General features: G+C 70.3%; 23 protein-coding genes and 1 tRNA gene. 9 read left to right on the forward strand and 15 right to left on the reverse strand.

Annotation, left to right across the window (positions count from 1 at the left end; translation table 11 throughout):
* The first annotated feature begins 125 nt into the window (after nucleotides 1–125).
* Nucleotides 126–1,295, forward strand: coding sequence for an OmpA family protein (locus tag LH62_RS00525; protein ID WP_043358566.1), 1,170 nt, complete (start codon nucleotides 126–128; stop codon nucleotides 1,293–1,295).
* Between the two features lie 61 nt (nucleotides 1,296–1,356).
* Here the strand turns inward: LH62_RS00525 and LH62_RS00530 are convergent, their stop codons facing one another.
* Complete coding sequence (locus tag LH62_RS00530; RefSeq protein ID WP_236552429.1) at nucleotides 1,357–2,310, reverse strand: bifunctional GNAT family N-acetyltransferase/(deoxy)nucleoside triphosphate pyrophosphohydrolase; 954 nt, start codon at nucleotides 2,308–2,310, stop codon at nucleotides 1,357–1,359.
* 115 nt (nucleotides 2,311–2,425) lie between these two features.
* Nucleotides 2,426–2,501 (reverse strand) — tRNA-Ala (locus tag LH62_RS00535).
* Nucleotides 2,502–2,645: 144 nt separating this feature from the next.
* On the opposite strand from LH62_RS00535, the gene LH62_RS00540 reads away from it, so the two are divergent.
* The 7 genes from LH62_RS00540 to obgE all read left to right on the forward strand — a co-directional run bounded on the left by LH62_RS00540 (nucleotide 2,646) and on the right by obgE (nucleotide 6,836).
* Complete coding sequence (locus LH62_RS00540) at nucleotides 2,646–2,957, forward strand: YggT family protein (RefSeq protein ID WP_043358570.1); 312 nt, start codon at nucleotides 2,646–2,648, stop codon at nucleotides 2,955–2,957.
* A complete protein-coding gene (locus tag LH62_RS00545; RefSeq protein WP_043358572.1) occupies nucleotides 2,954–3,262 on the forward strand; it encodes a DUF167 domain-containing protein in 309 nt (102 codons plus the stop codon). Before LH62_RS00540 ends, LH62_RS00545 begins: the two co-directional genes overlap by 4 nt.
* Nucleotides 3,259–4,113: a bifunctional methylenetetrahydrofolate dehydrogenase/methenyltetrahydrofolate cyclohydrolase FolD gene (folD, locus tag LH62_RS00550; RefSeq protein ID WP_043358574.1), complete on the forward strand. Its 855-nt coding sequence runs from the start codon at nucleotides 3,259–3,261 to the stop codon at nucleotides 4,111–4,113. Before LH62_RS00545 ends, folD begins: the two co-directional genes overlap by 4 nt.
* A gap of 5 nt (nucleotides 4,114–4,118) precedes the next feature.
* Complete coding sequence (locus LH62_RS00555; RefSeq protein WP_052213539.1) at nucleotides 4,119–4,976, forward strand: DMT family transporter; 858 nt, start codon at nucleotides 4,119–4,121, stop codon at nucleotides 4,974–4,976.
* A 165-nt stretch (nucleotides 4,977–5,141) separates the two neighbouring features.
* Nucleotides 5,142–5,459: a 50S ribosomal protein L21 gene (gene rplU / locus LH62_RS00560; protein WP_043338951.1), complete on the forward strand. Its 318-nt coding sequence runs from the start codon at nucleotides 5,142–5,144 to the stop codon at nucleotides 5,457–5,459.
* 19 nt (nucleotides 5,460–5,478) lie between these two features.
* Nucleotides 5,479–5,748 (forward strand): 50S ribosomal protein L27, encoded by a 270-nt coding sequence (gene rpmA / locus LH62_RS00565; protein ID WP_043358577.1) that lies wholly within the window; start codon nucleotides 5,479–5,481, stop codon nucleotides 5,746–5,748.
* Nucleotides 5,749–5,819: 71 nt separating this feature from the next.
* Nucleotides 5,820–6,836, forward strand: coding sequence for a GTPase ObgE (gene obgE, locus LH62_RS00570; RefSeq protein ID WP_043358580.1), 1,017 nt, complete (start codon nucleotides 5,820–5,822; stop codon nucleotides 6,834–6,836).
* On the opposite strand, the gene LH62_RS00575 is transcribed toward obgE, so the two are convergent.
* On the reverse strand, nucleotides 6,833–8,044 hold the full coding sequence (locus LH62_RS00575; RefSeq protein WP_043358582.1) for an MFS transporter: 1,212 nt from the start codon (nucleotides 8,042–8,044) through the stop codon (nucleotides 6,833–6,835). The genes obgE and LH62_RS00575 overlap by 4 nt on opposite strands.
* A 105-nt stretch (nucleotides 8,045–8,149) precedes the next feature.
* Here LH62_RS00575 and LH62_RS30940 point away from each other — a divergent pair, with 105 nt between their 5' ends.
* Nucleotides 8,150–8,302 (forward strand): hypothetical protein, encoded by a 153-nt coding sequence (locus LH62_RS30940; protein WP_160299749.1) that lies wholly within the window; start codon nucleotides 8,150–8,152, stop codon nucleotides 8,300–8,302.
* A 102-nt stretch (nucleotides 8,303–8,404) separates the two neighbouring features.
* Here the strand turns inward: LH62_RS30940 and glpK are convergent, their stop codons facing one another.
* The 12 genes from glpK to LH62_RS00635 form a co-directional block, all read right to left on the reverse strand.
* Nucleotides 8,405–9,904: a glycerol kinase GlpK gene (gene glpK / locus LH62_RS00580; RefSeq protein WP_043358584.1), complete on the reverse strand. Its 1,500-nt coding sequence runs from the start codon at nucleotides 9,902–9,904 to the stop codon at nucleotides 8,405–8,407.
* A 54-nt stretch (nucleotides 9,905–9,958) separates the two neighbouring features.
* Complete coding sequence (locus LH62_RS00585; RefSeq protein ID WP_236552430.1) at nucleotides 9,959–11,734, reverse strand: ABC transporter substrate-binding protein; 1,776 nt, start codon at nucleotides 11,732–11,734, stop codon at nucleotides 9,959–9,961.
* Between the two features lie 53 nt (nucleotides 11,735–11,787).
* A complete protein-coding gene (locus tag LH62_RS00590) occupies nucleotides 11,788–12,069 on the reverse strand; it encodes a DUF2160 domain-containing protein (protein WP_043358586.1) in 282 nt (93 codons plus the stop codon).
* Nucleotides 12,069–12,938: a carbohydrate ABC transporter permease gene (locus LH62_RS00595; protein WP_082012265.1), complete on the reverse strand. Its 870-nt coding sequence runs from the start codon at nucleotides 12,936–12,938 to the stop codon at nucleotides 12,069–12,071. Before LH62_RS00595 ends, LH62_RS00590 begins: the two co-directional genes overlap by 1 nt.
* Nucleotides 12,935–13,822 carry a carbohydrate ABC transporter permease gene (locus LH62_RS00600; RefSeq protein WP_043358587.1) on the reverse strand — a complete coding sequence of 296 codons (888 nt, stop codon included), beginning with the start codon at nucleotides 13,820–13,822 and terminating at the stop codon, nucleotides 12,935–12,937. The genes LH62_RS00595 and LH62_RS00600 overlap by 4 nt, the downstream gene beginning before the upstream one ends.
* Before the next feature lie 3 nt (nucleotides 13,823–13,825).
* Nucleotides 13,826–14,884, reverse strand: coding sequence for an ABC transporter ATP-binding protein (locus LH62_RS00605; RefSeq protein ID WP_043358588.1), 1,059 nt, complete (start codon nucleotides 14,882–14,884; stop codon nucleotides 13,826–13,828).
* Complete coding sequence (locus tag LH62_RS00610) at nucleotides 14,884–15,960, reverse strand: ABC transporter ATP-binding protein (RefSeq protein WP_043358589.1); 1,077 nt, start codon at nucleotides 15,958–15,960, stop codon at nucleotides 14,884–14,886. Before LH62_RS00610 ends, LH62_RS00605 begins: the two co-directional genes overlap by 1 nt.
* Nucleotides 15,957–17,483: a glycerol-3-phosphate dehydrogenase gene (gene glpD / locus LH62_RS00615; RefSeq protein WP_043358590.1), complete on the reverse strand. Its 1,527-nt coding sequence runs from the start codon at nucleotides 17,481–17,483 to the stop codon at nucleotides 15,957–15,959. The genes LH62_RS00610 and glpD overlap by 4 nt, the downstream gene beginning before the upstream one ends.
* Before the next feature lie 90 nt (nucleotides 17,484–17,573).
* Complete coding sequence (locus LH62_RS00620; protein WP_043358591.1) at nucleotides 17,574–18,368, reverse strand: DeoR/GlpR family DNA-binding transcription regulator; 795 nt, start codon at nucleotides 18,366–18,368, stop codon at nucleotides 17,574–17,576.
* 48 nt (nucleotides 18,369–18,416) lie between these two features.
* Nucleotides 18,417–19,646 carry a YeeE/YedE family protein gene (locus LH62_RS00625; RefSeq protein WP_043358593.1) on the reverse strand — a complete coding sequence of 410 codons (1,230 nt, stop codon included), beginning with the start codon at nucleotides 19,644–19,646 and terminating at the stop codon, nucleotides 18,417–18,419.
* Nucleotides 19,647–19,731: 85 nt separating this feature from the next.
* On the reverse strand, nucleotides 19,732–21,957 hold the full coding sequence (locus LH62_RS00630) for a xanthine dehydrogenase family protein molybdopterin-binding subunit (protein WP_043358594.1): 2,226 nt from the start codon (nucleotides 21,955–21,957) through the stop codon (nucleotides 19,732–19,734).
* Nucleotides 21,954–22,940, reverse strand: coding sequence for a xanthine dehydrogenase family protein subunit M (locus LH62_RS00635; RefSeq protein ID WP_043358596.1), 987 nt, complete (start codon nucleotides 22,938–22,940; stop codon nucleotides 21,954–21,956). Before LH62_RS00635 ends, LH62_RS00630 begins: the two co-directional genes overlap by 4 nt.
* Nucleotide 22,941: the final 1 nt, after the last annotated feature.

Consider the following 22,941-nt stretch of genomic DNA (forward strand, 5'->3'; position numbering starts at 1 on the left):
CTCCCGGTCGCGTTTTCGACAGTGAACTAGGCCTCAAATTTTTTCTTCAAACGTGGGAACGCACCCCGCGCCGAACCGGATGGCCGGTGCCCGGCGGGTTGTGTATCTTGCTTGGAGCAATACTGATGAGTCTGAAACGGGCACTGCTGGCCACAGCCCTGGTCTCGGCCCCCCTGCTGGCGTCGATTGGCACGGCCAGCGCCCAGCCGGTGACCGGCCTCTATATCGGCGTCGGTGCCGGTGCGAACTGGATCAACAACCCCTCGAAGTTCGACCTGAGCGGCGAGACCGTGCCCGGCAACTTCGGACTGGCGCCGAACACGACCATCAACAATGCCGGCAAGGCCAATTTCGATATCGGCTGGGCCGGCGTGGTGAGCCTCGGCTGGGGCTTCGGCAATGGCGTCCGGGCTGAAATCGAAGGCAACTACCGCAGCAACGAGGTCGACAGCATCCGTGGCTTCGGCCTTGCCCCGGTCGCCCGCACCGGCGGCTTCCAGCGCACCTATGGCGTGATGGCGAACGTCTTCTACGACTTCGACCTGGCCAATTTCGGCCTCGGCCAGAGCGTCGTGCAGCCCTATGTCGGTATCGGCGCCGGTTATGCCTGGACCGATTGGCAGAACATCCGCGGCGTGGGCACGGGCAACCGGGTCATCAGCGCCGATGGCGACGACGGCCAGTTCGCCTACCAGGCCATCGTCGGCGCAGCCGTGCCGCTGACCTGGGTTGGCGTCACCGGCCTGTCGCTGACTGCCGAGTACCGCTTCTTCGGCACGCTGCAGCCCGAGCTGGCGACCACCGTCAGCACCGCAGCCGGTGCCCGGCTGGCGTCCGGCAAGATCGAGTCCGACAACTACAACCACTCGGTCATGCTCGGCCTGCGCTACGCGCTGTTCCAGCCGCCGCCGGCTCCGCCGCCGGTCGTCGCCGCCCCGCCGCAGGCCGCCCAGGCTCCGGCTCCGGCGCGGACCTATCTGGTGTTCTTCGACTGGGATCGGGCGGACCTCACCACCCGCGCCCGCGAGATCATCAGCGAAGCGGCACAGAACTCCCGCCGCGTGCAGGCGACGCGCATCGAGGTGGCCGGCCATGCCGACCGCTCCGGCACGCCGCAGTACAACCAGCGCCTGTCGCAGCGCCGCGCCGATGCGGTCGCGGCCGAGCTGGTGGCGCAGGGCGTCAGCCGCAACGACATCAGCGTGACGGCCTTCGGCGAGAGCCGCCCGCTGGTCCCGACCGCGGATGGCGTGCGCGAGCCGCAGAACCGCCGCGTCGAGATCGTGCTGCGCTAAGCAGCGGCGATCGGCGTCGAGATGGGAAGGGGCGCCTCCGGGCGCCCCTTTTCTTTGGCGGCTACAGGAAGTCCTGCAGCATGGCGACAAGCGGCTTGTCCGCCGGCGGCATCGCATAGCCGCCCATCTGCCGCGGCTTGACCCAGGCCAGCGCCTGCCCTTCCACCGGCCGCACCGCTCCGTCCCATTTGCGGCAGAGATAGAGCGGCATCATCAGGTGGAAGGCCTCGTAGCCGTGCGAGGCGAAGGTGAAGGGCGCGAGGCAGCTCTCGCTGACATCGATGTCGAGCTCTTCCTTCAGCTCGCGAATCAGCGCCGCCTCCGGGCTCTCGCCCGGCTTCACCTTGCCGCCCGGGAATTCCCAGAGGCCGGCGAGCGGCTTCCCTTCCGGCCGCCGCGCCAGCAGCACCCGCCCGTCCGAATCGACCAGGGCCACCGCGGCGACCAGCAGGACCGGTTTCTCCGTCCGCGGCGCCGCCTCGGTGGCGGCCAGGGCCAGCAGCGCCTCGCGCTCTGCCCGGAACAGCAGCACCGGCATCGGCCCGCCGCGGGAAAGGAAGGTCTGCATCGCCTCCCCTGCCGGCCGCAACCCGACCCGTTGCAGGACAGCCGCTGAGCGCGCGTTGTCCTTCAACGCGCTGGCATGGATCGCGGCGATGCCCCTCGTCTCCAGCGCCCAGCGGCAGAGCGCCGCGGCCGCCTCCGGCGCCACGCCATGGCCCCAGAATTTCCGCCCGACCCAGTAGCCGAGCTCTGCCCCCTTGCGGTCGGTATCGAGGGTCAGCGCCACGCAGCCGACCAGCCGCTCGACCTGTCCCTCGGGTCCCTCCTCCTCGCCGGTGATCGCCAGGTGCCAAGCCTCGCCGGCTTCGATCTGTGCCCAGGTGGAGCGGATCCATTCCTCGGCGCGGGCCAACTCATAGGGATAGCGCACGCGGGCGAGGTTCTTCGCCACCTCCCAATCGTTGACCAGGCGATGCAGCGCCGTCGCATCCTCGAGGCGCAGCGGGCGCAAGACCAGACGCTCCGTGCGGAGCGGCGGGAAGTCGGGCAACGATGTCACGATGGCAGCAGACCCCGGTGGCGGTTGCGGCGGAAGGCTTCGGCCAGGGGCGCCGCGAAAGGGCGGGTGGTGGAGCTGAGCGGGATCGAACCGCTGACCTCGTCATTGCGAACGACGCGCTCTCCCAACTGAGCTACAGCCCCGTACCAACCCGCGGGCTTGGGGTCCCGCAGGGCGCGCTAGATGCCCTTGAGCGGCCTCCGAGTCAAGCCCGCTTGTCCAGTGCTGTGCCCGTCATTAGGTTGCGCCCGCGTTCCACGGCTCCGGCCCAAACCAAGGTCATCGGCATGTTCCTGGATGTGGTGTTCTACCTGGCCGGCGCGGTGCTGGACTTGCTGTGGTGGGCGGTCATGCTCGCCGTCGTGGTCCAGCTGCTGGTCAATTTCGGCGTGCTCGACACGCGCAACCGCATCGTCTGGATGATCGCCGACTTCCTCTACCGGGTGACGGAGCCGCTCTTCGGCCGCGTCCGCAGGGTATTGCCGAATTTCGGCTCCATCGACCTCTCGCCGCTGGTGGTGCTCCTGCTGATCACCGCCTGCCAGATGCTGCTCGGCGCCATCCGCCGCTCGCTCTTCCTGAACGGGATGTATTTTTGACCGATGACTGGTGGCGACCAGTCGCAGAGGGCATCACCCTCCGCGTGAAGGTGCAGCCCCGGGCGCGGCGGCCGGGCATCGGTGGGCTGGCGCCTGGGGTGGATGGGCCGCGGCTTCGCCTCGCCGTCACCGAGGCGGTGGAGGACGGCCGGGCGAACCGCGCGGTCTGCGGCGCCCTCGCCACGGCGCTCGGCCTGCCCGCCTCGGCGGTGAGCATCCTCCAGGGTCAGGCTGCGCGGGAGAAGCTGGTGCAGGCCGCGGGCGATGCCGAGGCGCTGGCCGCAAGGGTAAGGGATTGGGCATGACGGCACGGATCATCGACGGCAAGGCCGTGGCGGAGCGGCTGCGAGCCGGCCTCGCCGGGCGCATCGCCGCCCTGCCTTTCCGCCCGGGGCTGCGCGTCGTCCGCATCGGCGAGGACCCGGCAAGCGGCGTCTATGTCCGCAACAAGGACCGCGCCGCGCTCGCCGCCGGCTTCGACAGCGCCACCATCCATCTGCCGGAGACGGCCAGCGAGTCGGACCTGCTCGCCCTCATCGCCCGGCTGAACGCCGACCCGGCGGTGGACGGCATCCTCGTCCAGCTCCCGCTGCCGCCGCAGATTAGGGCCGATGCGGTCATCGCCGCGGTCGATCCGGCGAAGGACGTGGACGGATTCCACCCGGTGAATGCCGGGCGCCTGGCCAGCCGCCAGCCCGGCCTCGTGCCCTGCACGCCGAAAGGGGTGATGCACCTGCTGCGCGAGGCCGGCGTGACGCTGCCCGGTGCCCGCGCCGTGGTGCTCGGTCGCAGCCAGATCGTCGGCCGGCCGATGCTGCAATTGCTGCTCGCCGCAGATTGCACCGTCACCGTCGTGCATTCCCGCACCCACGACCTGCCGGGCGAGTGCCGCCGCGCGGAGATTCTGGTCGCCGCCGCCGGACAGGTGGAGCTGGTGCGAGGCGACTGGGTGGCCGAGGGCGCCGCCGTCATCGATGTCGGCATCAACCGTGGCGCCGACGGCCGGCTGGTTGGCGACGTCGCCTTCTCCGAGGCGCTGCCCCGGGCCTCGGCCATCACCCCGGTGCCGGGTGGCGTCGGGCCGATGACCATCGCCTGCTTGCTCGAGAACACGCTGGAGGCGGCGCTCGCACGGCGGAGCCTGCCGGCGGAGTAGCGTCCTTGGCGGGTTTCGGCCTCGGCCTGCTCTTCGTCCTGATCTGGGCCTCCGCCTTCACCGCCATCAAGGGGCTGGTGCCGGAATGGCCGCCGCTCTGGGCGCTGGCCATCCGCTTCTGCCTAGTCGCCTTGCTGCTCGCCGGGGTGCTCGCCTGGCGCGGGCTGCGCTGGCCAGGGCGGCGCGACGGGGCGCGGCTCGGGGCGATGGGGCTCTTCGGCTCGGCCGGCTATCTCGCGGGGGCCTGGCTTTCCGCGCTGACGCTGCCCTCCGGCCTGATCGCCCTGCTCTCCTCCACCGCGCCGCTCTTCGTGGCGCTCGGCGAGGTGATCTTCCTCGGCCGCCGCGTCCCGGCGATGGCCTGGGCCGGGCTTGCCCTCGGCTGGCTCGGCGTCGCCGTGCTCGGCATCGGGCGCGGCGCGGCGGGGTTCGATCTGCATGGCGTGCTGCTGGCGCTCGGCGGGGCGCTGTCCCAGGCGGCGGGCATCCTGATCTTCGCCCCGGCGCGCGGGCGGGTCGATGCCTGGACCGCCAATGCGGTGCAGGCGGCGGTCGCCGCGCTGGCGCTGACCCTGCTCGCCAGCCTGGTCGAGACCCGCCTGCCCGGGGCGCCGAGCCCGGTCGCCCTCTTCTCCCTCGCCTATGGCGTGGTGGTGGTCGGCATCGGCGGCTACGCGCTCTACTTCACCATGTTGAAGCGCCTGCCGCCGGCGACGGCCGCAGCCCTGCAGCTGCTCGCCCCGCCGGTCGCCGCCCTGCTCGGCTGGGCGCTGCTCGGCGAGGTGCTGGGCTGGGCCGATGTGGCGGGCGGCCTGGTGACGCTTTCCGGCCTCGCCTTGCTGTTCCGCGCCCGCGCCGGATAGGCCTCCATGGTTGACCGGACGGGAAGTCCCGTCTATATGCCTCGCCTCCCGGCGGCGCCCTGGCCCCGCCGGCGGCCTCTTTTGGCCGATCCCATAACCGAACCCTTGCCCGGGGCAGCGCCGACCCCGGCCTATGATCCTGGCGCGACCAGTTGAGGCCGCACGATGACCTTCGCAGTGATCCGCACCGGCGGAAAGCAGTACCGGGTGACGCCGAATGCCGTGCTCACCGTCGAGAAGCTCGAAGCCGAGCCCGGCGCCACCGTCACCTTCCATGACGTGCTGGCCATCGGCGGCGAGGCCGGCCTGACCCTCGGCGCGCCCACCGTCCCCGGCGCCAGCGTCACCGCGACCGTCGAGAAGCACGCCCGCGGCGAGAAGGTGCTGATCCTGAAGAAGCGCCGCCGGCAGAACAGCCGCCGCAAGCGGGGCCATCGCCAGGACCTGACGGTCCTCCGCATCGCCGACATCGCCGCGGCCTGAAGACGAAGGAGAATTCTCCATGGCACATAAGAAGGCAGGCGGCTCCTCCCGCAACGGGCGCGACAGCGCCGGCAAGCGCCTTGGCGTGAAGCTGTTCGGCGGGCAGGTCGTCCGCGCCGGCAACATCATCGTCACTCAGCGCGGCACGAAGATGCTGGCCGGCCGCAATGTCGGCGTCGGCCGCACCCATTCGCTGCACGCGATGGTCGACGGCACGGTGAAGTTCGAGCGCAAGGCCGAGGGCCGCGTGCACGTTTCCGTCCTGCCGGTCGCCCAGGCCGCCGAATAAGCCTCACCGCCAGCGGTGATGCGAAGGGGGCCGCAAGGCCCCCTTTTTTGTTTCCAAGGGTCCAATCCCCCATGAAATTTCTCGATGAAGCCAAGGTCTGGGTGAAGGCCGGCGACGGCGGCGACGGCGTCATCGCCTTCCGCCGCGAGAAGTACATCGAGTTCGGCGGCCCCGACGGCGGCAATGGCGGCCGCGGCGGCGATGTGGTGGTGGAGGCCGTCGATGGCCTCAACACACTGATCGACTACCGCTATGCCCAGCACTTCAAGGCCCGCAAGGGCGGCAACGGTGCCGGGCAGGACCGCACCGGCGCCGGCAGCGAGGATGTCGTCCTCAAGGTGCCGATCGGCACGCAGATCTTCGCCGAGGACAAGGAGACGCTGCTCGCTGATCTCGACACACCGGGCGCCCGGGTGGTGATCGCCCAGGGCGGCGATGGCGGCCATGGCAACGCCCACTACAAGACCAGCACCAACCGCGCCCCCCGCCGCGCCGACAAGGGCTGGCCGGGCGAGGAGAAGTGGCTCTGGCTCCGCCTCAAGCTGATCGCCGATGCCGGGCTCGTCGGCCTGCCGAATGCCGGGAAATCGACTTTCCTGGCCGCCGTCAGCGCCGCCCGGCCGAAGATCGCCGACTACCCCTTCACCACGCTCCATCCGCAGCTCGGCGTCGTCCGCCTCAACGCCTCGGAGGAGTTCGTCCTCGCCGACATTCCCGGGCTGATCGAGGGCGCGCATGAGGGTGCCGGGCTCGGTGATCGCTTCCTCGGCCATATCGAGCGCTGCGCCGTGCTGCTGCACCTGATCGACGGCAGCCAGCCGGACCCGGCCGGCGCATGGCGCACCGTGCGGGAGGAGCTGGAAGGCTACGGCAACGGCCTCGCCGAGAAGCCGGAGCTGGTCGCCCTCAACAAGCTGGATGCGATGACGCCCCAGGCCCGTACCAGCCGGCTGAAGGCGTTGGAGCGTGCCGTCGGCCGCCCGGTGCTGCTGCTTTCCGGCGCGACGCAGGAAGGCGTGCCGGAAGCGTTGCGGGCACTCGCCAGCGTCATCGCCGAGAAGCGGGCGGCGGATCAGGACAAGGCCTAGCGCCGCCCCGTCACCGCCAGCAGCCCGCCGAGCACGCCGATCCCCGCCGCCAGCGGCCCGAAGCCGGCGAAGCCGTGCTGGGCGATCATCCAGCTTCCGAGCGCCGCCGCGCCGAGCCATCCGACGCTCGCCGAGGTGACGTTCAGCCCGAGCACCGTCCCCCGCACATCCTCCGGCACCTCCGCCAGCGCCGCCATCAGGCTTGGCCGGGCGATGGCATTGACGAAGACATAGGCGAAGCCGAGCGCGACCGACCCTTCCAGCCCCGGCAGCCAGCCGAACAGCGCGAGCGCCAGCGCCGCCGAGCCGAACATCGCCCCGGCGAAGGTCAGCCGCCGGTTACCGAGCCGGTCCGCCAACTGCCCGCCCAGCACCGTGCCGAGGATGCTCCCAAGGGCGAAGACCGCCAGCGGCAGCACCACGCCGGCCAGCGACAGATCATAGGCCGATTGCAGGAAGGTGGCGAAATAGACGGCGATGAGGCCGTAGCAGATGCGCTCCGCCACCCCCATCGCCAGCAGCCGCAGCACCGGCCCGGTGAGCGCCTTGCCCCGCACCGCCCCCGCCTTGCGCAGGCCATGCCCACCCGGGGCCGGCCGCAGCGTCGTCACCCAGAGCGCCAGCCCCGCCAGCAGCGCCACCCCGGCCACCACCTGGTTCACCCCCCGCCAGCCGAGAGAGGCGCCGATCCAGGCCGCCATCGGCACCCCGACCAGCAGGGTCAGCGACTGCCCCGCCATCACCCAGCCCAGCGCCCGCCCGCGCTGCCGGTCGATGACCCGCGCCGAAGCCTCGGCCATCAGCACCCCGGTGAAGGCGCCCGCGCAGCCGCCCGCCAGGGCACCCCAGACCGCGACCCAGAGGAAGCTGCCCGCCCCCGCCACGCCCAGCAGGCAAAGCGCCAGCGCCACCGGCCCGCCGATGAGGAAAGGCCGCCGCCCCCAGCGATCCGACCCCGCCCCGGCCAGCACCGAGGCGATGCCCCAGGCAATCGAGGTGACGGCCATGAGGTTGCCGACCAGCGGCAGGCTCGTCGCCAGATCGCGTGACATCTCTAGCAGAAAGGGCGCCCGCGTCGTGCCGCTGGAAGAGGCGGCGAACATGCCGAAACAGGCCGCCGCGAGCAGCGCCCAAGGCATGGGCGGTTCAACGGGAGGGACGCCCGCGACCGCATCGCCGGGCGGCAGGGGCCAGCGATGACGGGCCATGGCGTTTCCTCGAAGCTTATGGATTGCGGGCAAGCCTAGGCGCGCTGCCTGGAAGGGTCCAGCCGCAGGGGATAGGCTGACGGCCTCCCCGTCCGGACACCCGCCTTGTCGAATCGCCAACGCCCCGACCTGATCGGCCTGATCGCCCTCGGAGTCATCGTCGCCGTGATGGTCGGCGGGTACTTCCTCTTCCCTGCCCTGCAGGCGGCAATGGGCTACCAGGACTGCATCGCCTCCGGCCGCATCACCGGCTGCTAGAGCAAATACCTCCGATCGGATGGAATCATCTGATCGGAGGTATTTGCTCGCCAAAACAACAGACCAGAGCGGGTTCCGTGAGCCCGTGCGAACGGAACCGCTCTAGGTTGCGCTTTCCGACAACGTCCGCTGCACCGCCCGCCGCCAGCCGCGGTAGGCCGCCTCCCGCTCGGCCTCGGCCATGACCGGGCCGAAGCGCCGGTCGAGTTGCCAGCGCCCCGCGAATTCCGCCGGCTCCGGGCAAAGCCCCGCCTGCAAACCGGCGAGGTAGCCGGCCCCCAACGCCGTCGTCTCGCGGATGATCGGCCTGTCCACCGGCGCCCCCAGCACGTCGGCCAGGAACTGCATCGTCCAGTCGGAGGCGACCATGCCGCCATCGACGCGCAGCACCGCCCTCGCCCCGGCGCCCATGTCGGCCTGCATGGCCTCGACCAGGTCGCGCGTCTGGTAGCCAACGCTCTCCAGCGCGGCGCGGGCGAAGTCGGCCCGGCCCGAGGCGCGGGTCAGCCCATGGATGGTGCCGCGCGCCTCCGCGTCCCAGTGCGGCACGCCGAGGCCGACGAAGGCCGGCACCAGGTAGAGCCGCCCCGCCGGGTCCGACTGCGCCGCCAGCGCGCCGCTCTCCGCCGCATCCTTGATGATGCCGAGCCCGTCGCGCAGCCATTGCACCGCCGCCCCGGCGACGAAGATCGCCCCTTCCAGCGCATAGGTCCGCCGGCCGCGGAGCTGATAGGCGATGGTCGTCAGCAACCGGTGGCTGGAGGCGACCGGCGCCTCCCCCGTGTTCAGCAGGGCGAAGCAGCCCGTCCCGTAGGTCGACTTCACCATCCCCGGCTCGAAGCAGGCCTGCCCCACCGTCGCCGCCTGCTGGTCCCCGGCGATGCCGAGCACCGGGATCGCGGCGCCGAACAGCGTCGTCGTGCCGAAGTCGGCCGCGCAGTCGCGCACCTCCGGCAGCATCCCCATCGGCACGCGAAACAACGCGCACATCGCCGGGTCCCAGGCGCCGGCGCGGATGTCGAAGAGCATGGTGCGCGCCGCGTTGGTCGCGTCCGTCGCATGCACGCGCCCCTCGGTGAGGCGCCAGAGCAGGAAGCTATCGACCGTGCCGAAGGCCAGCTCCCCCCGCTCGGCGGCAGCCCGAGCGCCGGGCACGGCATCGAGGATCCAGGCGATCTTGGTCGCCGAGAAATAGGGATCGATCAGCAGCCCCGTCATCGCCGCGACGCCGGCCGCATGCCCCGCCTCGCGCAGCGCCGCGCAGGTGGCGGCCGTCCGCCGGTCCTGCCAGACGATGGCGCGATGGACCGGACGGCCGGTGCGCCGGTCCCAGACCAGCGTCGTTTCCCGCTGGTTGGCGATGCCGATGCCGGCGATCTGCGCGGGCGCGAGCCCCGCCTTGCCGATCGCTTCCCGCATCACAGCGAGCGAGGTTTCCCAGAGATCCTCCGCCTCATGCTCCACCCAGCCGGACTGCGGGTAATGCTGCGCGAATTCCTGCTGCGCCGAGGCGACGGGCGCGAGATCTGGCGTACGGAAGACGATCGCCCGGGTGGAGGTGGTGCCCTGATCGAGGGCGAGGATATGGCCTTCGGCGGGCATCGGCGGAACCTCTGATGGGTTAAGCGGCGGGGGCCGAAGCCCCCGCCAGTCGGATCAGCCGCGGCGCGGCGGGTTGGCCGGCCAGCTCTGGATGAGCTTGTCGTAGTCGACCGTCTCGCCTTGCGGCTTCTCGTTCGACAACTTGCGTTGCGGCGCGATGTTGCCGTCCTTCTCCGCCCGCTCGTACCACTGCTCGGCGCTGGTGCGCGGGTTGAGCCGCGGGCCGCACTCGCCCTGCACATTGGCGCGCTGAAGCCGCTCGAGCACGCTGTCCTGCGCCGCCGCCAGCGAGTCCATCGCCGCCTGCGGCGTCTTCGCGCCCGAGGAGGCGTCGCCGATATTCTGCCACCAGAGCTGCGCCAGGCGCGGATAATCGGGGATGTTCACCCCCGTCGGCGTCCACTGCACCCGCGCCGGCGAGCGGTAGAACTCGATCAGCCCACCGAGCTGCTTGGCCCGCTCGGTGAAGGACTGGTGCCAGATGTCGCTCTCGCGGATGAAGGTGAGGCCGACATGGCTCTTCTTCAGGCTGGTCGACTTCGAGACGCAGAACTGGGCGTAGAGCCAGGCCGCGCGGCGGCGGTCGACGGGGGTGGACTTCAGCAGCGTCCAGGACCCGGCATCCTGGTAGCCGAGCTTCATCCCCTCCTTCCAGTAGGCGCCCTTCGGCGAGGGCGCCATGCGCCAGCGCGGCGTGCCGTCCGGGTTCATCACCGCGAGGCCCGGCTTCACCATGTCGGCGGTGAAGGCGGTGTACCAGAACATCTGCTGGGCAATGTTGCCCTGCGCCGGCACAGGGCCGCTCTCGGAGAAGGTCATGCCCGCCGCCTCGGGCGGGGCATACTTCTTCAGCCACTCCACATATTTGGTGATGGAGTAGACGGCGGCCGGCCCGTTGGTGTCGCCGCCGCGCTCGATGGAAGAGCCGGTCGGGCGGCAGCCCTCCATGCGGATGCCCCACTCGTCGACCGGCTTGCCGTTCGGGATGCCGCGGTCGCCATTGCCCGCCATGGAGAGCCAGGCATCGGTGAAGCGCCAGCCGAGCGAGGGATCCTTCTTGCCGTAGTCCATGTGGCCATAGACCTTGACCCCATCGATCTCCTTCACCGTGTTGGTGAAGAACTCGGCGATATCCTCATAGGCGGACCAGTTCACCGGCACGCCGAGATCGTAGCCGAATTGCCGCCTGAAGGCTTCCTTGATCGCCGGCCGGTTGAACCAGTCGTAGCGGAACCAGTAGACATTCGCGAATTGCTGGTCGGGCAACTGATAGAGCTTGCCGTCCGGCCCGGTGCCGAAGCTGCGGCCGATGAAATCCTCGAGGTCGAGCGTCGGCAGGGTCTGGTCCTTGCCCTCGCCGGCCATCCAGTCAGTCAGCGGCACCGCCTGCTGGTAGCGGAAATGCGTGCCGATCAGGTCGCTGTCGTTGACCCAGGCATCGTAGACGTTGCGGCCCGACTGCATCTGCGTCTGCAGCTTCTCCACCACATCGCCCTCCTGCAGCAGGTCGTGCCGCAGGCGGATGCCGGTGATTTCGGAGAAGGCGCGGGCCAGCGTGCGGGCTTCGTACTCATGGGTGGTGATGGTCTCGGAGACGACGTTGATCTCCTGGCCGCGGAAGGGCTGCGCGGCGCGGGCGAACCACTCCATTTCCTGCATCTGCTGCTCTTGCGAGAGCGTCGAGGGCTGGAATTCCTCGGAGACCCAGCGGCGCGCGGCGTCCACCCCCTGCGCGACCGAATGGCTCGGCCGGAGCAGCGCCGGCGCGGCGAGGACCGCGGCGCTGCCGAGCAGCCACTTGCGGCGGCCCATCGGTGTCATGGCATTCATTGCGTTTCCCTCCTCAGCAAGGCACGGCGAACCTCATGGCCAGCCGCGTTCGGTCAGGTCCAGCGAAACAGTATCGCCCCGTAAACGAGCGACACGATGCTGGCGCCCCAGAGCGGCGCATCCCCGGCCAGCGCCAGCCAGCCGAGATGGATGAAGGCGGCGCCGAGCAGCGTCAGGAACAGCCGGTCGCCGCGCGTCGTCGGCAGGCCGAGCATCCCGATGCGGTCCCGCTCCGGCCGCAGCGCCGCGAGCGTCGTCATCGCCGCCAGCACGCAGAGCAACAGGCCGAAGAACAGCGCCGTCTGCCAGGTCCAGGCCATCCATCCGAGGGCCATCACACCCGCCCCAGCGCGAAGCCACGCGCGATGTGGTTGCGGACGAACCAGATGACGATCGCTCCCGGGATGATGGTCAGCACGCCAGCCGCCGCGAGCAGCCCCCAGTCCATCCCCGCCGCCGAGACGGTCCGCGTCATCGTCGCCACGATTGGCTTAGCGTTCACCGTGGTCAGCGTCCGCGCCAGCAGCAACTCCACCCAGGAGAACATGAAGCAGAAGAAGGCCGCGACGCCGACGCCGCCCGCGACGAGCGGCAGGAAGTGGCGGATGAAGAAGGCCGGGAAGGACCAGCCATCGATCGCCGCCATCTCGTCGATCTCGCGCGGCACGCCGGACATGAAGCCCTCGAGGATCCAGACCGCAAGCGGGATGTTGAACAGGCAATGCGCCAGCGCCACCGCCCAGGGCGTGTCGAACAGCCCGACCGCGCTGTAGAGCTGGAAGAAGGGCAGCGCGAAGACCGCCGGCGGCGCCATCCGGTTCGACAGCAGCCAGAAGAACAGGTGCTTGTCGCCGAGGAAGCGGTAGCGGCTGAAGGCATAGGCCGCCGGCAGCGCCACGGCGAGAGAGATCACCGTGTTCAGCGCCACATAGGTCAGGCTGTTGATGTAGCCGCTGTACCAGGAGGCATCGGTGAAGATGCGCCGGTAATGCTCCAGCGTCGGGTTCTGCGGCCAGAGCGTCATCCCGGAGTTGATCTCGAGATTCGTCTTCAGGCTCATATTGACGAGCCAGTAGATCGGCACGAGCAGGAACAGAATGTAAAGGCCGAGCACCAGCCGCGGCACGGCGGCGCGCAGCGCACCACTCTCCGCCGGGGCGCGGGTCTTGGCGAGGGCCGCAGGGGCCAGGGCCGCGCCGCTCATTGCACCGCCTCGCTCTGGCTGCGGGTCGTGGTGGCGAAGAAGACCCAGCACACGGTCAGCACGATCAGGTTGTAGACGATCGACATCGCCGCCGCCTTACCAAGGTCGAACTGCCCGAGCGCAATCTTGACGAGGTCGATGGACAGGAAGGTCGTGGCATTGCCCGGCCCGCCGCCCGTCACCACGAAGGGCTCGGTGTAGATCATGAAGCTGTCCATGAAGCGCAGCAGGATGGCGATGGTCAGCACCCGCTGCATCTTCGGCAGTTGGATGGCGCGGAACACCGCCCAACTGCTGGCGCCATCCACCTTGGCCGCCTGGTAGTAGGCATCCGGGATGGCGCGCAGCCCCGCATAGCAGAGCAGCACGACCAGCGAGGTCCAGTGCCACACATCCATGGCCACCACGGTCACCCAGGCCGCCAGCGGTGTCTGCGCATAGTTGTACTCGATGCCGAGCCCGTTCACCGCCGCGCCCAGCAGGCCGATGTCACGCCGCGCGAAGACCTGCCAAATGGTCCCCACCACGTTCCAGGGGATCAGCAGCGGCAGGGCCAGCAGCACCAGCGAGGCGGCGACGCCCCATCCCTTGCGCGGCAAGGTCAGCGCCACGCCGATGCCTAGCGGCACCTCGATCAGCAGGCAGAGAGCGCTGAACAGCAGCGTCCGCCAAAGAGCATCGAAGAACCGGCCGCCGAGATCGGTCGAGGGATCGAGCAGTTCCTTGAACCAACCCGTGCCGTTCCAGAAGAACTCGTTGTTCCCGAAGCTATCCTGCACCGAGTAGTTCACCACCGTCATCACCGGGATGAGGGCGGAGAAGGCGACCAGCGCCACCACCGGCAGCACCAGGAACCAGGCGCGGTTGTCGAGCGGCTTGCTCATCGCTCAGCCCTCCCCCGTGGCCAAGCGGCCATCGGCATAGATGTGCATCCGTGCGGGATCGAGGGCGAGCCGTGGTTCCGCCGGCACCGCCATCCCCTCCGGCAAGGTGGCGGCGAAGGGCACCCCGTCCAGTTCCACTCGCGCGATGCGACGCCGCCCAAGATCCTCGACGCGCCGCACCGTCACCGGCAACCCGTCCCGGGCAATCGCCGCGAATTCCGGCCGGATGCCGAGCTCCACCTTGCCCGCCAGCGCCCCATAACCGCGCGGCAGGTCGACGCGATGCCCACCCGGCAGGATGGCGGTATCGCCCTCCACCGCGCAGGGCAGGAAATTCATCCCCGGCGAGCCGATGAAATGCCCGACGAAGCTATGCGCCGGCCGGTCGAACAGCGCCTCCGGCGTGCCGACCTGCACCACCTCGCCCTCGCTCATCACCACCACCCGGTCGGCGAAGGTGAGCGCCTCGGTCTGGTCATGGGTGACGTAGATCATCGTCACCGGCACCTGGCGATGCAGTTCCTTCAGCCGCGAGCGCAACTCCCATTTCAGGTGCGGGTCGATCACCGTCAGCGGCTCGTCGAACAGGATCGCCGCCACGTCGTCGCGGACGAGGCCCCGCCCAAGCGAGATCTTCTGCTTGTCGTCGGCGCCGAGGTTGCGCGCCCGCCGGTCCAGCATCGCGGTCAATCCGAGCAGCCCGGCTACATGCTCGACCCGCGCCCGCGCTGCCGCCTGCGGCACGCCGCGGTTGCGCAGGGGAAAGGCCAGATTCTCCCGCACCGTCATCGTGTCGTAGACCACGGGAAATTGGAACACCTGCGCCACATTGCGCCGTTCGGTCGAGAGCGCCGTCACGTCCCGCCCGTCGAACAGCACCCGCCCCTCGCGCGGCTGCAGCAGCCCGGAGACGATGTTGAGCAGCGTCGTCTTGCCGCAGCCGGATGGCCCGAGCAACGCATAGGCGCCGGCATCCTCCCAAACCATATCCATCGGCTTCAGTGCGTAGGCGCTGCTGCCGGGATAGCCATGCGCCAGGCGCTCGAAGGCGATGCGGGCCATCAGGCGGCCTCCGCCAGGGGCGCGACGGCGGCAAGCCGGCCATCCGCGCCGAAGACTAGGCAGCGCTGCGGATCGAGCCAGAGCGTCACCTCCTGCCCCGGCTCCGGCCGCTGCACGCCGGGCGTCAGCACCACCCAATCCATCCCGCCGACGCTGCAATGCACATAGGTCTCGGAGCCCGTCACTTCGGCGACGCGCACCACCGCCGGCAGGGCGACCGCGCCCGGCAACGGCTCCAGCGAGACCTGATGCGCGCGGATGCCGATGGTGCAGGCCCCATCGGCGACGCCCGCCGGCGCCGGCATCACCGCGCCCGTGGCGAGCACCAGCCGCCCGCCCTCCGCCCGCGCCGGCGCCTCGTTCAGCGGCGGATCGGAGAAGACCCGCGCCGTGGGCAGGTCCGTCGGCCGCCGGAACACCGCGCCCGCCGGACCGAATTGCGTCACGCGCCCCTCCGAGAGCGTCGCGACGAACCCACCCAGCAGCAGCGCCTCCGCCGGCTCCGTCGTCGCATAGACGAAGACCGATCCGCTCTCGGCGAAGAGCTTCGGCAGCTCCTCGCGCAATTCTTCGCGCAGCTTGTAATCGAGATTGGCCAGCGGCTCGTCCATCAGCACCAGCGCCGCCCGCTTGACGAGCGCTCGCGCGATCGCCGTCCGCTGCTGCTGCCCGCCGGACAGCTCCAGCGGCCGCCGCGCCAGATAGGGCTCCAGCCGCAGCAGCCGCGCCGCCTCGCGCACCCGCCCCTCGATCTCCGTCCGCTTCAACCCCGCCACGCGCAGCGGAGATGCGATGTTCTCGAAGACGCTGAGCGTCGGATAATTGATGAACTGCTGGTAGACCATGGCGACGCTCCGCCGCCGCACCGGCTGCCCCGTCACCTCCCGCCCTTCGGCGAAAAGCCGCCCCTCACTCGGTCGGTCCAGCCCCGCAAGCAGGCGCAGCAGCGTCGTCTTGCCCGCGCCGGTCGGGCCGAGCAGCACATTCGGCAGCCCCGGCTGCAGCTCCAGCGTCACCGGATGCAGCACCGCCTCGCCACCGGAGGACAGCGCCAGCCCGTCCGCCCGCACCGTCATTCCGCCGCCCTCCCGGCCGCCGCCCGCGCCGCGTCCATATACGCCGCCAGCGCCGCCTGCCCCGCCTGATCGACCCGGAGCCCCAGCTTGGTCCGCCGCCACAGCACGTCGGCCGGCGCACGCGCCCATTCCTCGCGCATCTGCCAATCCACCTCGCGCGCCGTCAGCCCGGCGCCGAAATGCCGGCCGAGATCCGCCATGCTGCGCGCATCGCCCAGCACCCGCCTGGCCCGCGTGCCATATTGCCGGACCAGCCGCCGCGCCAGCTTGGCCTCGATGAAGGGGTAGTCGCGCCGCAACGCCTCGACCAGCGCCGGCGCCCCATCCCAGGGAAAATCGCCCCCCGGCAGCGAGGCGGCATCCGTCCAGCCCGGCTTCAGCCCCGGGAAATGCGGCTCCAGCTTCGCCATCGCCGCTTCGGCCAGCCGGCGATAGGTGGTGATCTTGCCGCCGAAGACGCTGAGCAGCGGCGCTCCGCCCTCCGCCTCGTCGATCTTGAGGACGTAGTCGCGCGTCGCCTCCTGCGCCCGGCTGGCACCGTCGTCATAGAGCGGCCGCACGCCGGAATAGCTCCAGACCACATCGGCGGGCGTGACGGGCTTGCGGAAATACTCGCTCACCGCGCGGCAGAGATAGGTGGTTTCGGCCTCGGAGATCTTTGCCGTTGCCGGGTCGCCCTCGAATTCCTCATCGGTCGTGCCGATGAGCATGAAGTCTTCCTCATAGGGGATCGAGAAGCAGATCCGCCCGTCCGGATTCTGGAAGATGTAGCAGCGGTCGTGCTCATAGAGCCGCCGCGTCACGATATGGCTGCCCTTCACCATGCGGACGCGCGCCGGCGTGTTGACGCCCGCGACGCCGCCGAGCACCGAACCCACCCAGGGCCCCGCCGCATTGACGATCGCCCGTGCCTGGACCTCCTGCACCGCGCCGCTATCCTCGTCGCGCAGCGTCGCATGCCACAGCCCGCCCTCGCGCCGGGCGGAGGTCACACGCGTCCGCGTCAGCACCGTCGCGCCCCGGTCCGCCGCATCGCGCGCGTTCAGGACGACGAGCCGCGCATCCTCCACCCAGCAATCGGAATATTCGAAGCCGCGCGTCAGATCCGGCTTCAGCGGCGCCCCCACCGGGTCCCGCCGCAGATCGATACTGCGCGTCGGCGGCAGGATGCGTCGCCCGCCCAGATGGTCGTAGAGGAAGAGCCCAAGCCTGAGGATCGGCCAGGGCCGCTGCCCGGCATTGTGCGGCAGCACGAAGCGCAGCGGCCAGACGATATGCGGCGCCGCCCGCAGCAGCACCTCGCGCTCGATCAGCGCCTCTCGCACCAGGCGGAATTCCCGGTACTCCAGATAGCGCAGCCCACCATGGATCAGCTTGGTGGAGGAGGAGGAGGTCGCGCCCGCCAGGTCGCCCTTCTCGGCGAGCGTTACCGAGAGGCCCCGCCCCACCGCATCGCGGGCGATGCCGCAGCCATTCACGCCCCCGCCGATGACGAGGAGATCCTGAACCTGGCTGTTGCCCATTGCTGCCACGCGATTGTCCCTGGACGTTGCGCCGATGCTTCCCCAGCCAAACCGAAAGCGCAAGCGAAAATTTCGCGCCCTAACCGCACCTCACCGGCTTTCGCTTTCCGCAAGCTCCACGCGCGTCCCCGCCTCCCGGCAGACCTCGGCGAAGCGCGGCGGCGGTGGCCGGTCCGTCACCACCGTATGCAGCTGCCGCACATGGCCGATGCGGATCGGCGCCGAGCGCTCGAATTTCCCCGCATCCGCCACCAGGATCGGCTGCCGGGCATTGCCTAGGATGGCGCGCGACACCCGCACCTCGCGGTAGTCGTAGTCGAGCAGGCTGCCATCCTCATCGAGGGCGGAGGCGCCGATCACCGCGAAATCCAGCTTGAACTCGGAGACGAGGTCGACCGTCGCCTCCCCCGCGATGCCGCCATCGCTCTGCCGCACCGGCCCACCGGCAACGACGACCTCGACGCCCGGGCTGGGCAGCAGGATGGAGACGACATGAATGTTGTTGGTAACGACGAGCAGGTCGCGGTGCCGGGTCAGCGCCCGCGCCACCTCTTCCGTCGTCGTGCCGATATTGATGAATAGCGAGGAGCCATCCGGGATGAGCGCCGCGCAGCGCGCCGCGATCCGCCGCTTCTCCTCATGCGCCAGCGCCCGCCGCGCCTCGTAGGAGGCGTTGGCGACGCCCGAGGCCAGCATCGCTCCGCCATGCTGCCGCGCCAGCAGGCCGAGGTCGCGCAGCAGGTTGAGATCCTTGCGGATGGTCTGCGGGCTGACGGCGAAGCGCGCCGCCAGCTCCTCCACCCCGACGCGCCCGGCCCCGCGGGCCAGGCTCAGGATTGCCTGCTGCCGATCCGAAAGTTCCGCAAGCGGTAGGGTTGTCGTCACCCTGCGAGGATGCGCCACCCGCGCCCAAAACGAAAGCGGGCAGTTGGATCAGCACCCCGTCTGCCGCGGCAGGCGCTCCACCTCCAGCCCGAAGAGCGGCCGGATCCCCGTCCCCAGCCAGTTGCCGAAGAAGGCAGCCACCATCCAGACCCAGCCATGCAGGCTGCCCGAAGCGATACCCGAGAAATAGGCGCCGATATTGCACCCATAGGCGAGCCGCGCCCCGTAGCCCAGCATCACCCCGCCCACCACGGCGGCCAGCGCCGAGCGCCAGGGCACCCTCCAACCCGGCGAGAACCGCCCCGCCAGCGCCGAGGCCAGCAGCGCGCCGAGGATGATGCCGAAGTCCATCACCGAGGTGACGTCGGTCAGCACGCTCGCCTCCAGCGCCGCCCGCGGCCCGGGTGCCTGCCAATAGGGCCAGCTTGCCGGATCAAGCCCGATCAATGCCGCCGCCTTCGACCCCCAAAGGGCGAAAGCCGAGGTGATCCCCCAGGGCCGCCCCGACAGCGCCAGCGTCACGAAGTTCAGCACCGCCAGCGCCACCGCCCCGGCAACCAGCGGCCAGGGCCCGCGCAGCAGCCGGGCAAGGCCTCGCCGCGGCGCATCCGGCGGCGTCACCAGCCGCCCATGCCGCCGCCGCTCCAGCACCACCGTCAGCCAGGCGATGCCGGCGAAGACGGCGAGGTTGGCAACGAGCGCCGGCACGACGCCCCAGGATTGCACCAGCGAGACCGGTGCGAAATGCGGCAGCGCCGACCACCAGTGCAGGTGCGCCGCCCCAAGCGCCGAGCCGGCGATGAAAGCCGCCAGCGTCAGCAGCATCCGCACCGAGCCGCCGCCCACTGTATAGAGTGTGCCCGAGGCGCAACCCCCGCCCATCTGCATGCCGATGCCGAAGAGGAAGGCGCCGAATATCACGGAGACGCCGACCGGCGAGACCAGCCCCCGCACCGGCTCCCCGAACAGCGTCCCCGCCGCCAGCACCGGAAAGAACAGCAGCACCGCGATGGCCAACATCACCATCTGCGCCCGCAGCCCCGCCCCACGCCGGTCGGCGATAAAGACCCGCCAGGCCGAGGTGAAGCCGAAGGCCGCATGGTAGAGCACCAGCCCCAGCGCCGCACCGAGCAGGAACAGCTCCGCCTGCCGTGGGCTCACCGCCTGGGCGATGACCCCGCCGCCGAGCAGCAGCAGCGCCCCGGCGGTCAGCGCCGCCGGAACATTGATGGCAACCTGCCGCACCCCCATTGGCGCGGCCATGCTCGTCGCGGACATCCCGAATCCCACCTTGTTGAAACCGTCGCGCCGCAAATGGGGCCGGCACGGCGCCGCGCCTCATGCCGGCCGCGCATGGCTCCTCCTACCCCAGCAGTCGCTCCGGCGTGATCGGCAACTCGCGGATGCGCCGTCCCGTCGCATGCCAGACGGCATTGGCGATCGCCGGCGCGACGCCGCAGATCGCCACCTCCGCCAGCCCCTTCACCCCGAGCGGGTTGAAGTCGCGGTCGTCATTGGGGACGAAGATGGCCTCCAGCGACGGCACGTCGGCATTCACCGGCACCAGGTACTCGGCGAGGTTGGCATTCATCACCTTGCCGAAGCGAGCATCCCATTCCGCCCGCTCCTCCAGCGCCATGCCGAGCCCGCCGACCATGCCACCGATGCACTGGCTGCGCGCCGTCTTCGGGTTGATGACACGCCCCACGTCATAGGCGCCGACCATGCGCGGCACCCGCACCGTGCCCAGCAGCTCGTCCACCCGCACCTCGACAAAGATCGCGCCGAAGGCGGCGGAGGAGTACTTCTTCGTCTCCTCCCCTGGCTGCGCGCTGCCCTCGGCCTCGACCCACCCGAGATTGTGCTGCCGCAGCAGCTCGGCATAGGGTACCGCCGGGCCGGTGCCATCGGCCCGGCCGAGCCCGCCCTCGCGCGCCACCACCGCATCCTCCGCCAGCCCGGCGAAGGGCCCCTGTTGAGCCGCCCGCACCAGCGAAGCCAGCTTCCCCTGCACCGCCTGGCAGGCCGCGACGACCGCATTGCCGAGGCTCGCCATGGTGATGGAGCCGCCATGCACCGGCGCATAGGGCAGGTTGGTGTCGCCCAGCTCGAAGCGCACATGATCGACCGGCAGGCCCAGCGTCTCCGCCGCCACCTGCGTCATCGAGGTATAGGTCCCCGGCCCCATGTCGGAGGCGGCGCTGCGCACCACCGCCATCCCGTTCCCCGTCAACGCAACGGAGGCCGAGCCGCCGCTGCGGTCGGAATGATAGATCGCCGTCGCCATGCCATAGCCGGTGAGCGTGCCGCCCTCGCGCATCGAGCGCGGCTCGGGCTTGCGCCGCGCCCAGCCGAAGCGCTCCGCCGCCGTCTCGTAGCAGGCCCGCAGTTCCTTGCTCGACCAGGGCAGCCCCTTCTGCTGGTCCTGCTCCGCATAGTTGCGCAGCCGCAGCTCCAGCGGGTCCATCCCCAACTCGACCGCCAGCTCGTCCATTGCCATCTCGAGACCGAGCACACCCGTCACCACGCCCGGCGCCCGCATCGGGCAGGGCGAGTTGGTGTCCATCTCCACCAGCCGGTAGCGCGCGTGCAGGTTGTCGCACTGGTACAGGTGGCTGGTCGGCGAGAGCGCCGTCTCGGCATACTCCTCGTAGCGCCCGACCTGCTGGACGACGTCATGCTGCAGCGCAACGAGCCTGCCATCCTTGTCCGCGCCGAGCCGCAGATGCTGCTCCGAATGCGGCCGGAAGCCGACCGCCATGTAGAGCTGCCGCCGCGTCAGCTCCAGCCGCACCGGCCGCCCGACGCGCTTCGCCGCCATCACCGCCAGCGTCACATGCGGCCAGGTCCGGAGCGCCGAGCCGAAGGCGCCGCCGACGAAGGGAGAGACCACACGGATGTTCCCCTCCTCCAGACCGAAGACATGCGCGATCTCCTTGCGGTCATTGTCCACCCATTGCGTCTTGTCGTAGAGGGTGAGGTTCTCCCCCTCCCAATGCGCGATGGTTACATGCGGCTCGATCGCATTGTGATGCTCCCGCGGATGCACGTAGCGAGCCTCGACACGCACCGGCGCCCCCGCCATCGCGCCCTCGGCATCGCCGCGCCCAAGCTCCGGCACCCGCCCGGCCTTGGCATTGCTCTCGCTCGGCGGCCGCCCCTGCTTGGCGTCGAAGATCGTCACTGCCGGGCTGCGCGCATACTCCACTCGCACCAACTCCGCCGCATGCACCGCCTGCTCCAGCGTCTCGGCGACGACCACCGCTACCGGCTCGCCGTTGAACCGCACCTGGTCATCCTGCAGCACATGCAGCTGCTCGCCGGACTGCGCATCCACCTGCGGCCGCTGGGCGATCTGCTTGTAGGGCAGCCGCGGCGCGTCCTCATGCGTCATGACAGCGAGCACCCCGGGCGCCGCCTCCGCCGCCCTGCGGTCGATGCTGCGCACATGGCCACGCGGGATGGTCGCCAGCACCATCGCCGCATAGGCGAGGCCGGGCAGGCTGAATTCCGCCGCATAGGTCGCATGGCCGGTGACCTTGGCCGGGCCGTCTACCCGGCTGACCGGCTGGCCGATGATCGCGTTCATGCCAAGCCTCCCAGCTCGAGGATCGCGCGTTCGACGGTGTGCTGCAGCAACGGTGCCTTGTAGGCATTGCCCGACCGCGTCACGGCTCCTTCCGAGGCCCAGACCGCCGCCAGCCGCACCCGGTCCCGGTCGAGCCGGTGACCGAGCAACTCCTGTTCCACCCGGATCAGCCGCCAGGGCTTGGTGGCGACGCCGCCCGCCGCGACGCGCAACTCGGCGACGCGCCCTTCCCCGTCCAGCCGCAGCGCCACGGCGGCCGAGCAGAGCGCCCAGGCGAAGCTCGCCCGGTCCCGCACCTTCACGTAATGCGAGCGGCAGCGCGTCGCATGCGCCGGGATGCGGATGGCGAGGATGATGTCGCCGTCCTGCATCACCGTCTCGATCTCCGGTGTATCACCTGGCAGTCGATGGAACCCCTCCACGGGCACCCAGCGTTCCGCCCCTCCGGCACCCTGGATCAGCACCTCCGCATCGAGGGCGACAAGCGCCACGGGGAGATCGGACGGCTGCACCGCGATGCAGTGCTCGCTGCCGCCGAGGATGGCGTTGTGGCGGTTCTCCCCCTCCAACGCCGAGCAGCCGCTGCCGGGCTGACGCTTGTTGCAGGGCGTCGAGACATCACGGAAGTAGAGGCAGCGCGTCCGCTGCAGCAGGTTGCCGCCGAGGGTCGCCATGTGCCGCACCATGGGCGAGGCCGAGGCCGCCAGCGCCTCCGCCGCCACCGCGCAGCGCTCGCGCAGCAGCGGATGGTCCGCAGCCTCCTGCAGCCTGGTCAGCGCGCCGAGCCGCAGCGCGCCGTCCCCCTCCTCGGTGATCCCGGCAAGGCCGAGCCCGTTGAGGTCGGCCAGCTCCTGCGGTTGCACCACATTCTCCTGCAGGAGCTGGAGCATGTCGGTCCCGCCGGCGATGAACTGCGCCCCGGCGAGCGCCCGGGCGGCAGCGCCGGCGGCATCGGCGACGGGGACATAGGTGAAGGGTTGCATC

Source organism: Belnapia sp. F-4-1, from assembly GCF_000802185.1.
In the GTDB taxonomy this organism is placed as follows: Bacteria; Pseudomonadota; Alphaproteobacteria; order Acetobacterales; family Acetobacteraceae; genus Belnapia.

Excerpts from the sequence above, each read along its gene's own strand:
- glpK (WP_043358584.1), bottom strand. The coding sequence starts at position 9,904 with ATGCCCGCCGAAGGCCATATCCTCGCCCTCGATCAGGGCACCACCTCC.
- LH62_RS00635 (WP_043358596.1), bottom strand. The coding sequence starts at position 22,940 with ATGCAACCCTTCACCTATGTCCCCGTCGCCGATGCCGCCGGCGCTGCC.
- obgE (WP_043358580.1), top strand. The coding sequence starts at position 5,820 with ATGAAATTTCTCGATGAAGCCAAGGTCTGGGTGAAGGCCGGCGACGGC.
- LH62_RS00540 (WP_043358570.1), top strand. The coding sequence starts at position 2,646 with ATGTTCCTGGATGTGGTGTTCTACCTGGCCGGCGCGGTGCTGGACTTG.
- glpD (WP_043358590.1), bottom strand. The coding sequence starts at position 17,483 with ATGGGCAACAGCCAGGTTCAGGATCTCCTCGTCATCGGCGGGGGCGTG.
- LH62_RS00625 (WP_043358593.1), bottom strand. The coding sequence starts at position 19,646 with ATGTCCGCGACGAGCATGGCCGCGCCAATGGGGGTGCGGCAGGTTGCC.
- rpmA (WP_043358577.1), top strand. The coding sequence starts at position 5,479 with ATGGCACATAAGAAGGCAGGCGGCTCCTCCCGCAACGGGCGCGACAGC.
- LH62_RS00585 (WP_236552430.1), bottom strand. The coding sequence starts at position 11,734 with ATGAATGCCATGACACCGATGGGCCGCCGCAAGTGGCTGCTCGGCAGC.
- LH62_RS00605 (WP_043358588.1), bottom strand. The coding sequence starts at position 14,884 with ATGGCCCGCATCGCCTTCGAGCGCCTGGCGCATGGCTATCCCGGCAGC.
- LH62_RS00590 (WP_043358586.1), bottom strand. The coding sequence starts at position 12,069 with ATGGCCCTCGGATGGATGGCCTGGACCTGGCAGACGGCGCTGTTCTTC.
- folD (WP_043358574.1), top strand. The coding sequence starts at position 3,259 with ATGACGGCACGGATCATCGACGGCAAGGCCGTGGCGGAGCGGCTGCGA.
- LH62_RS00595 (WP_082012265.1), bottom strand. The coding sequence starts at position 12,938 with ATGAGCGGCGCGGCCCTGGCCCCTGCGGCCCTCGCCAAGACCCGCGCC.
- LH62_RS00600 (WP_043358587.1), bottom strand. The coding sequence starts at position 13,822 with ATGAGCAAGCCGCTCGACAACCGCGCCTGGTTCCTGGTGCTGCCGGTG.
- LH62_RS00525 (WP_043358566.1), top strand. The coding sequence starts at position 126 with ATGAGTCTGAAACGGGCACTGCTGGCCACAGCCCTGGTCTCGGCCCCC.
- LH62_RS00630 (WP_043358594.1), bottom strand. The coding sequence starts at position 21,957 with ATGAACGCGATCATCGGCCAGCCGGTCAGCCGGGTAGACGGCCCGGCC.
- LH62_RS00610 (WP_043358589.1), bottom strand. The coding sequence starts at position 15,960 with ATGACGGTGCGGGCGGACGGGCTGGCGCTGTCCTCCGGTGGCGAGGCG.
- rplU (WP_043338951.1), top strand. The coding sequence starts at position 5,142 with ATGACCTTCGCAGTGATCCGCACCGGCGGAAAGCAGTACCGGGTGACG.
- LH62_RS00575 (WP_043358582.1), bottom strand. The coding sequence starts at position 8,044 with ATGGCCCGTCATCGCTGGCCCCTGCCGCCCGGCGATGCGGTCGCGGGC.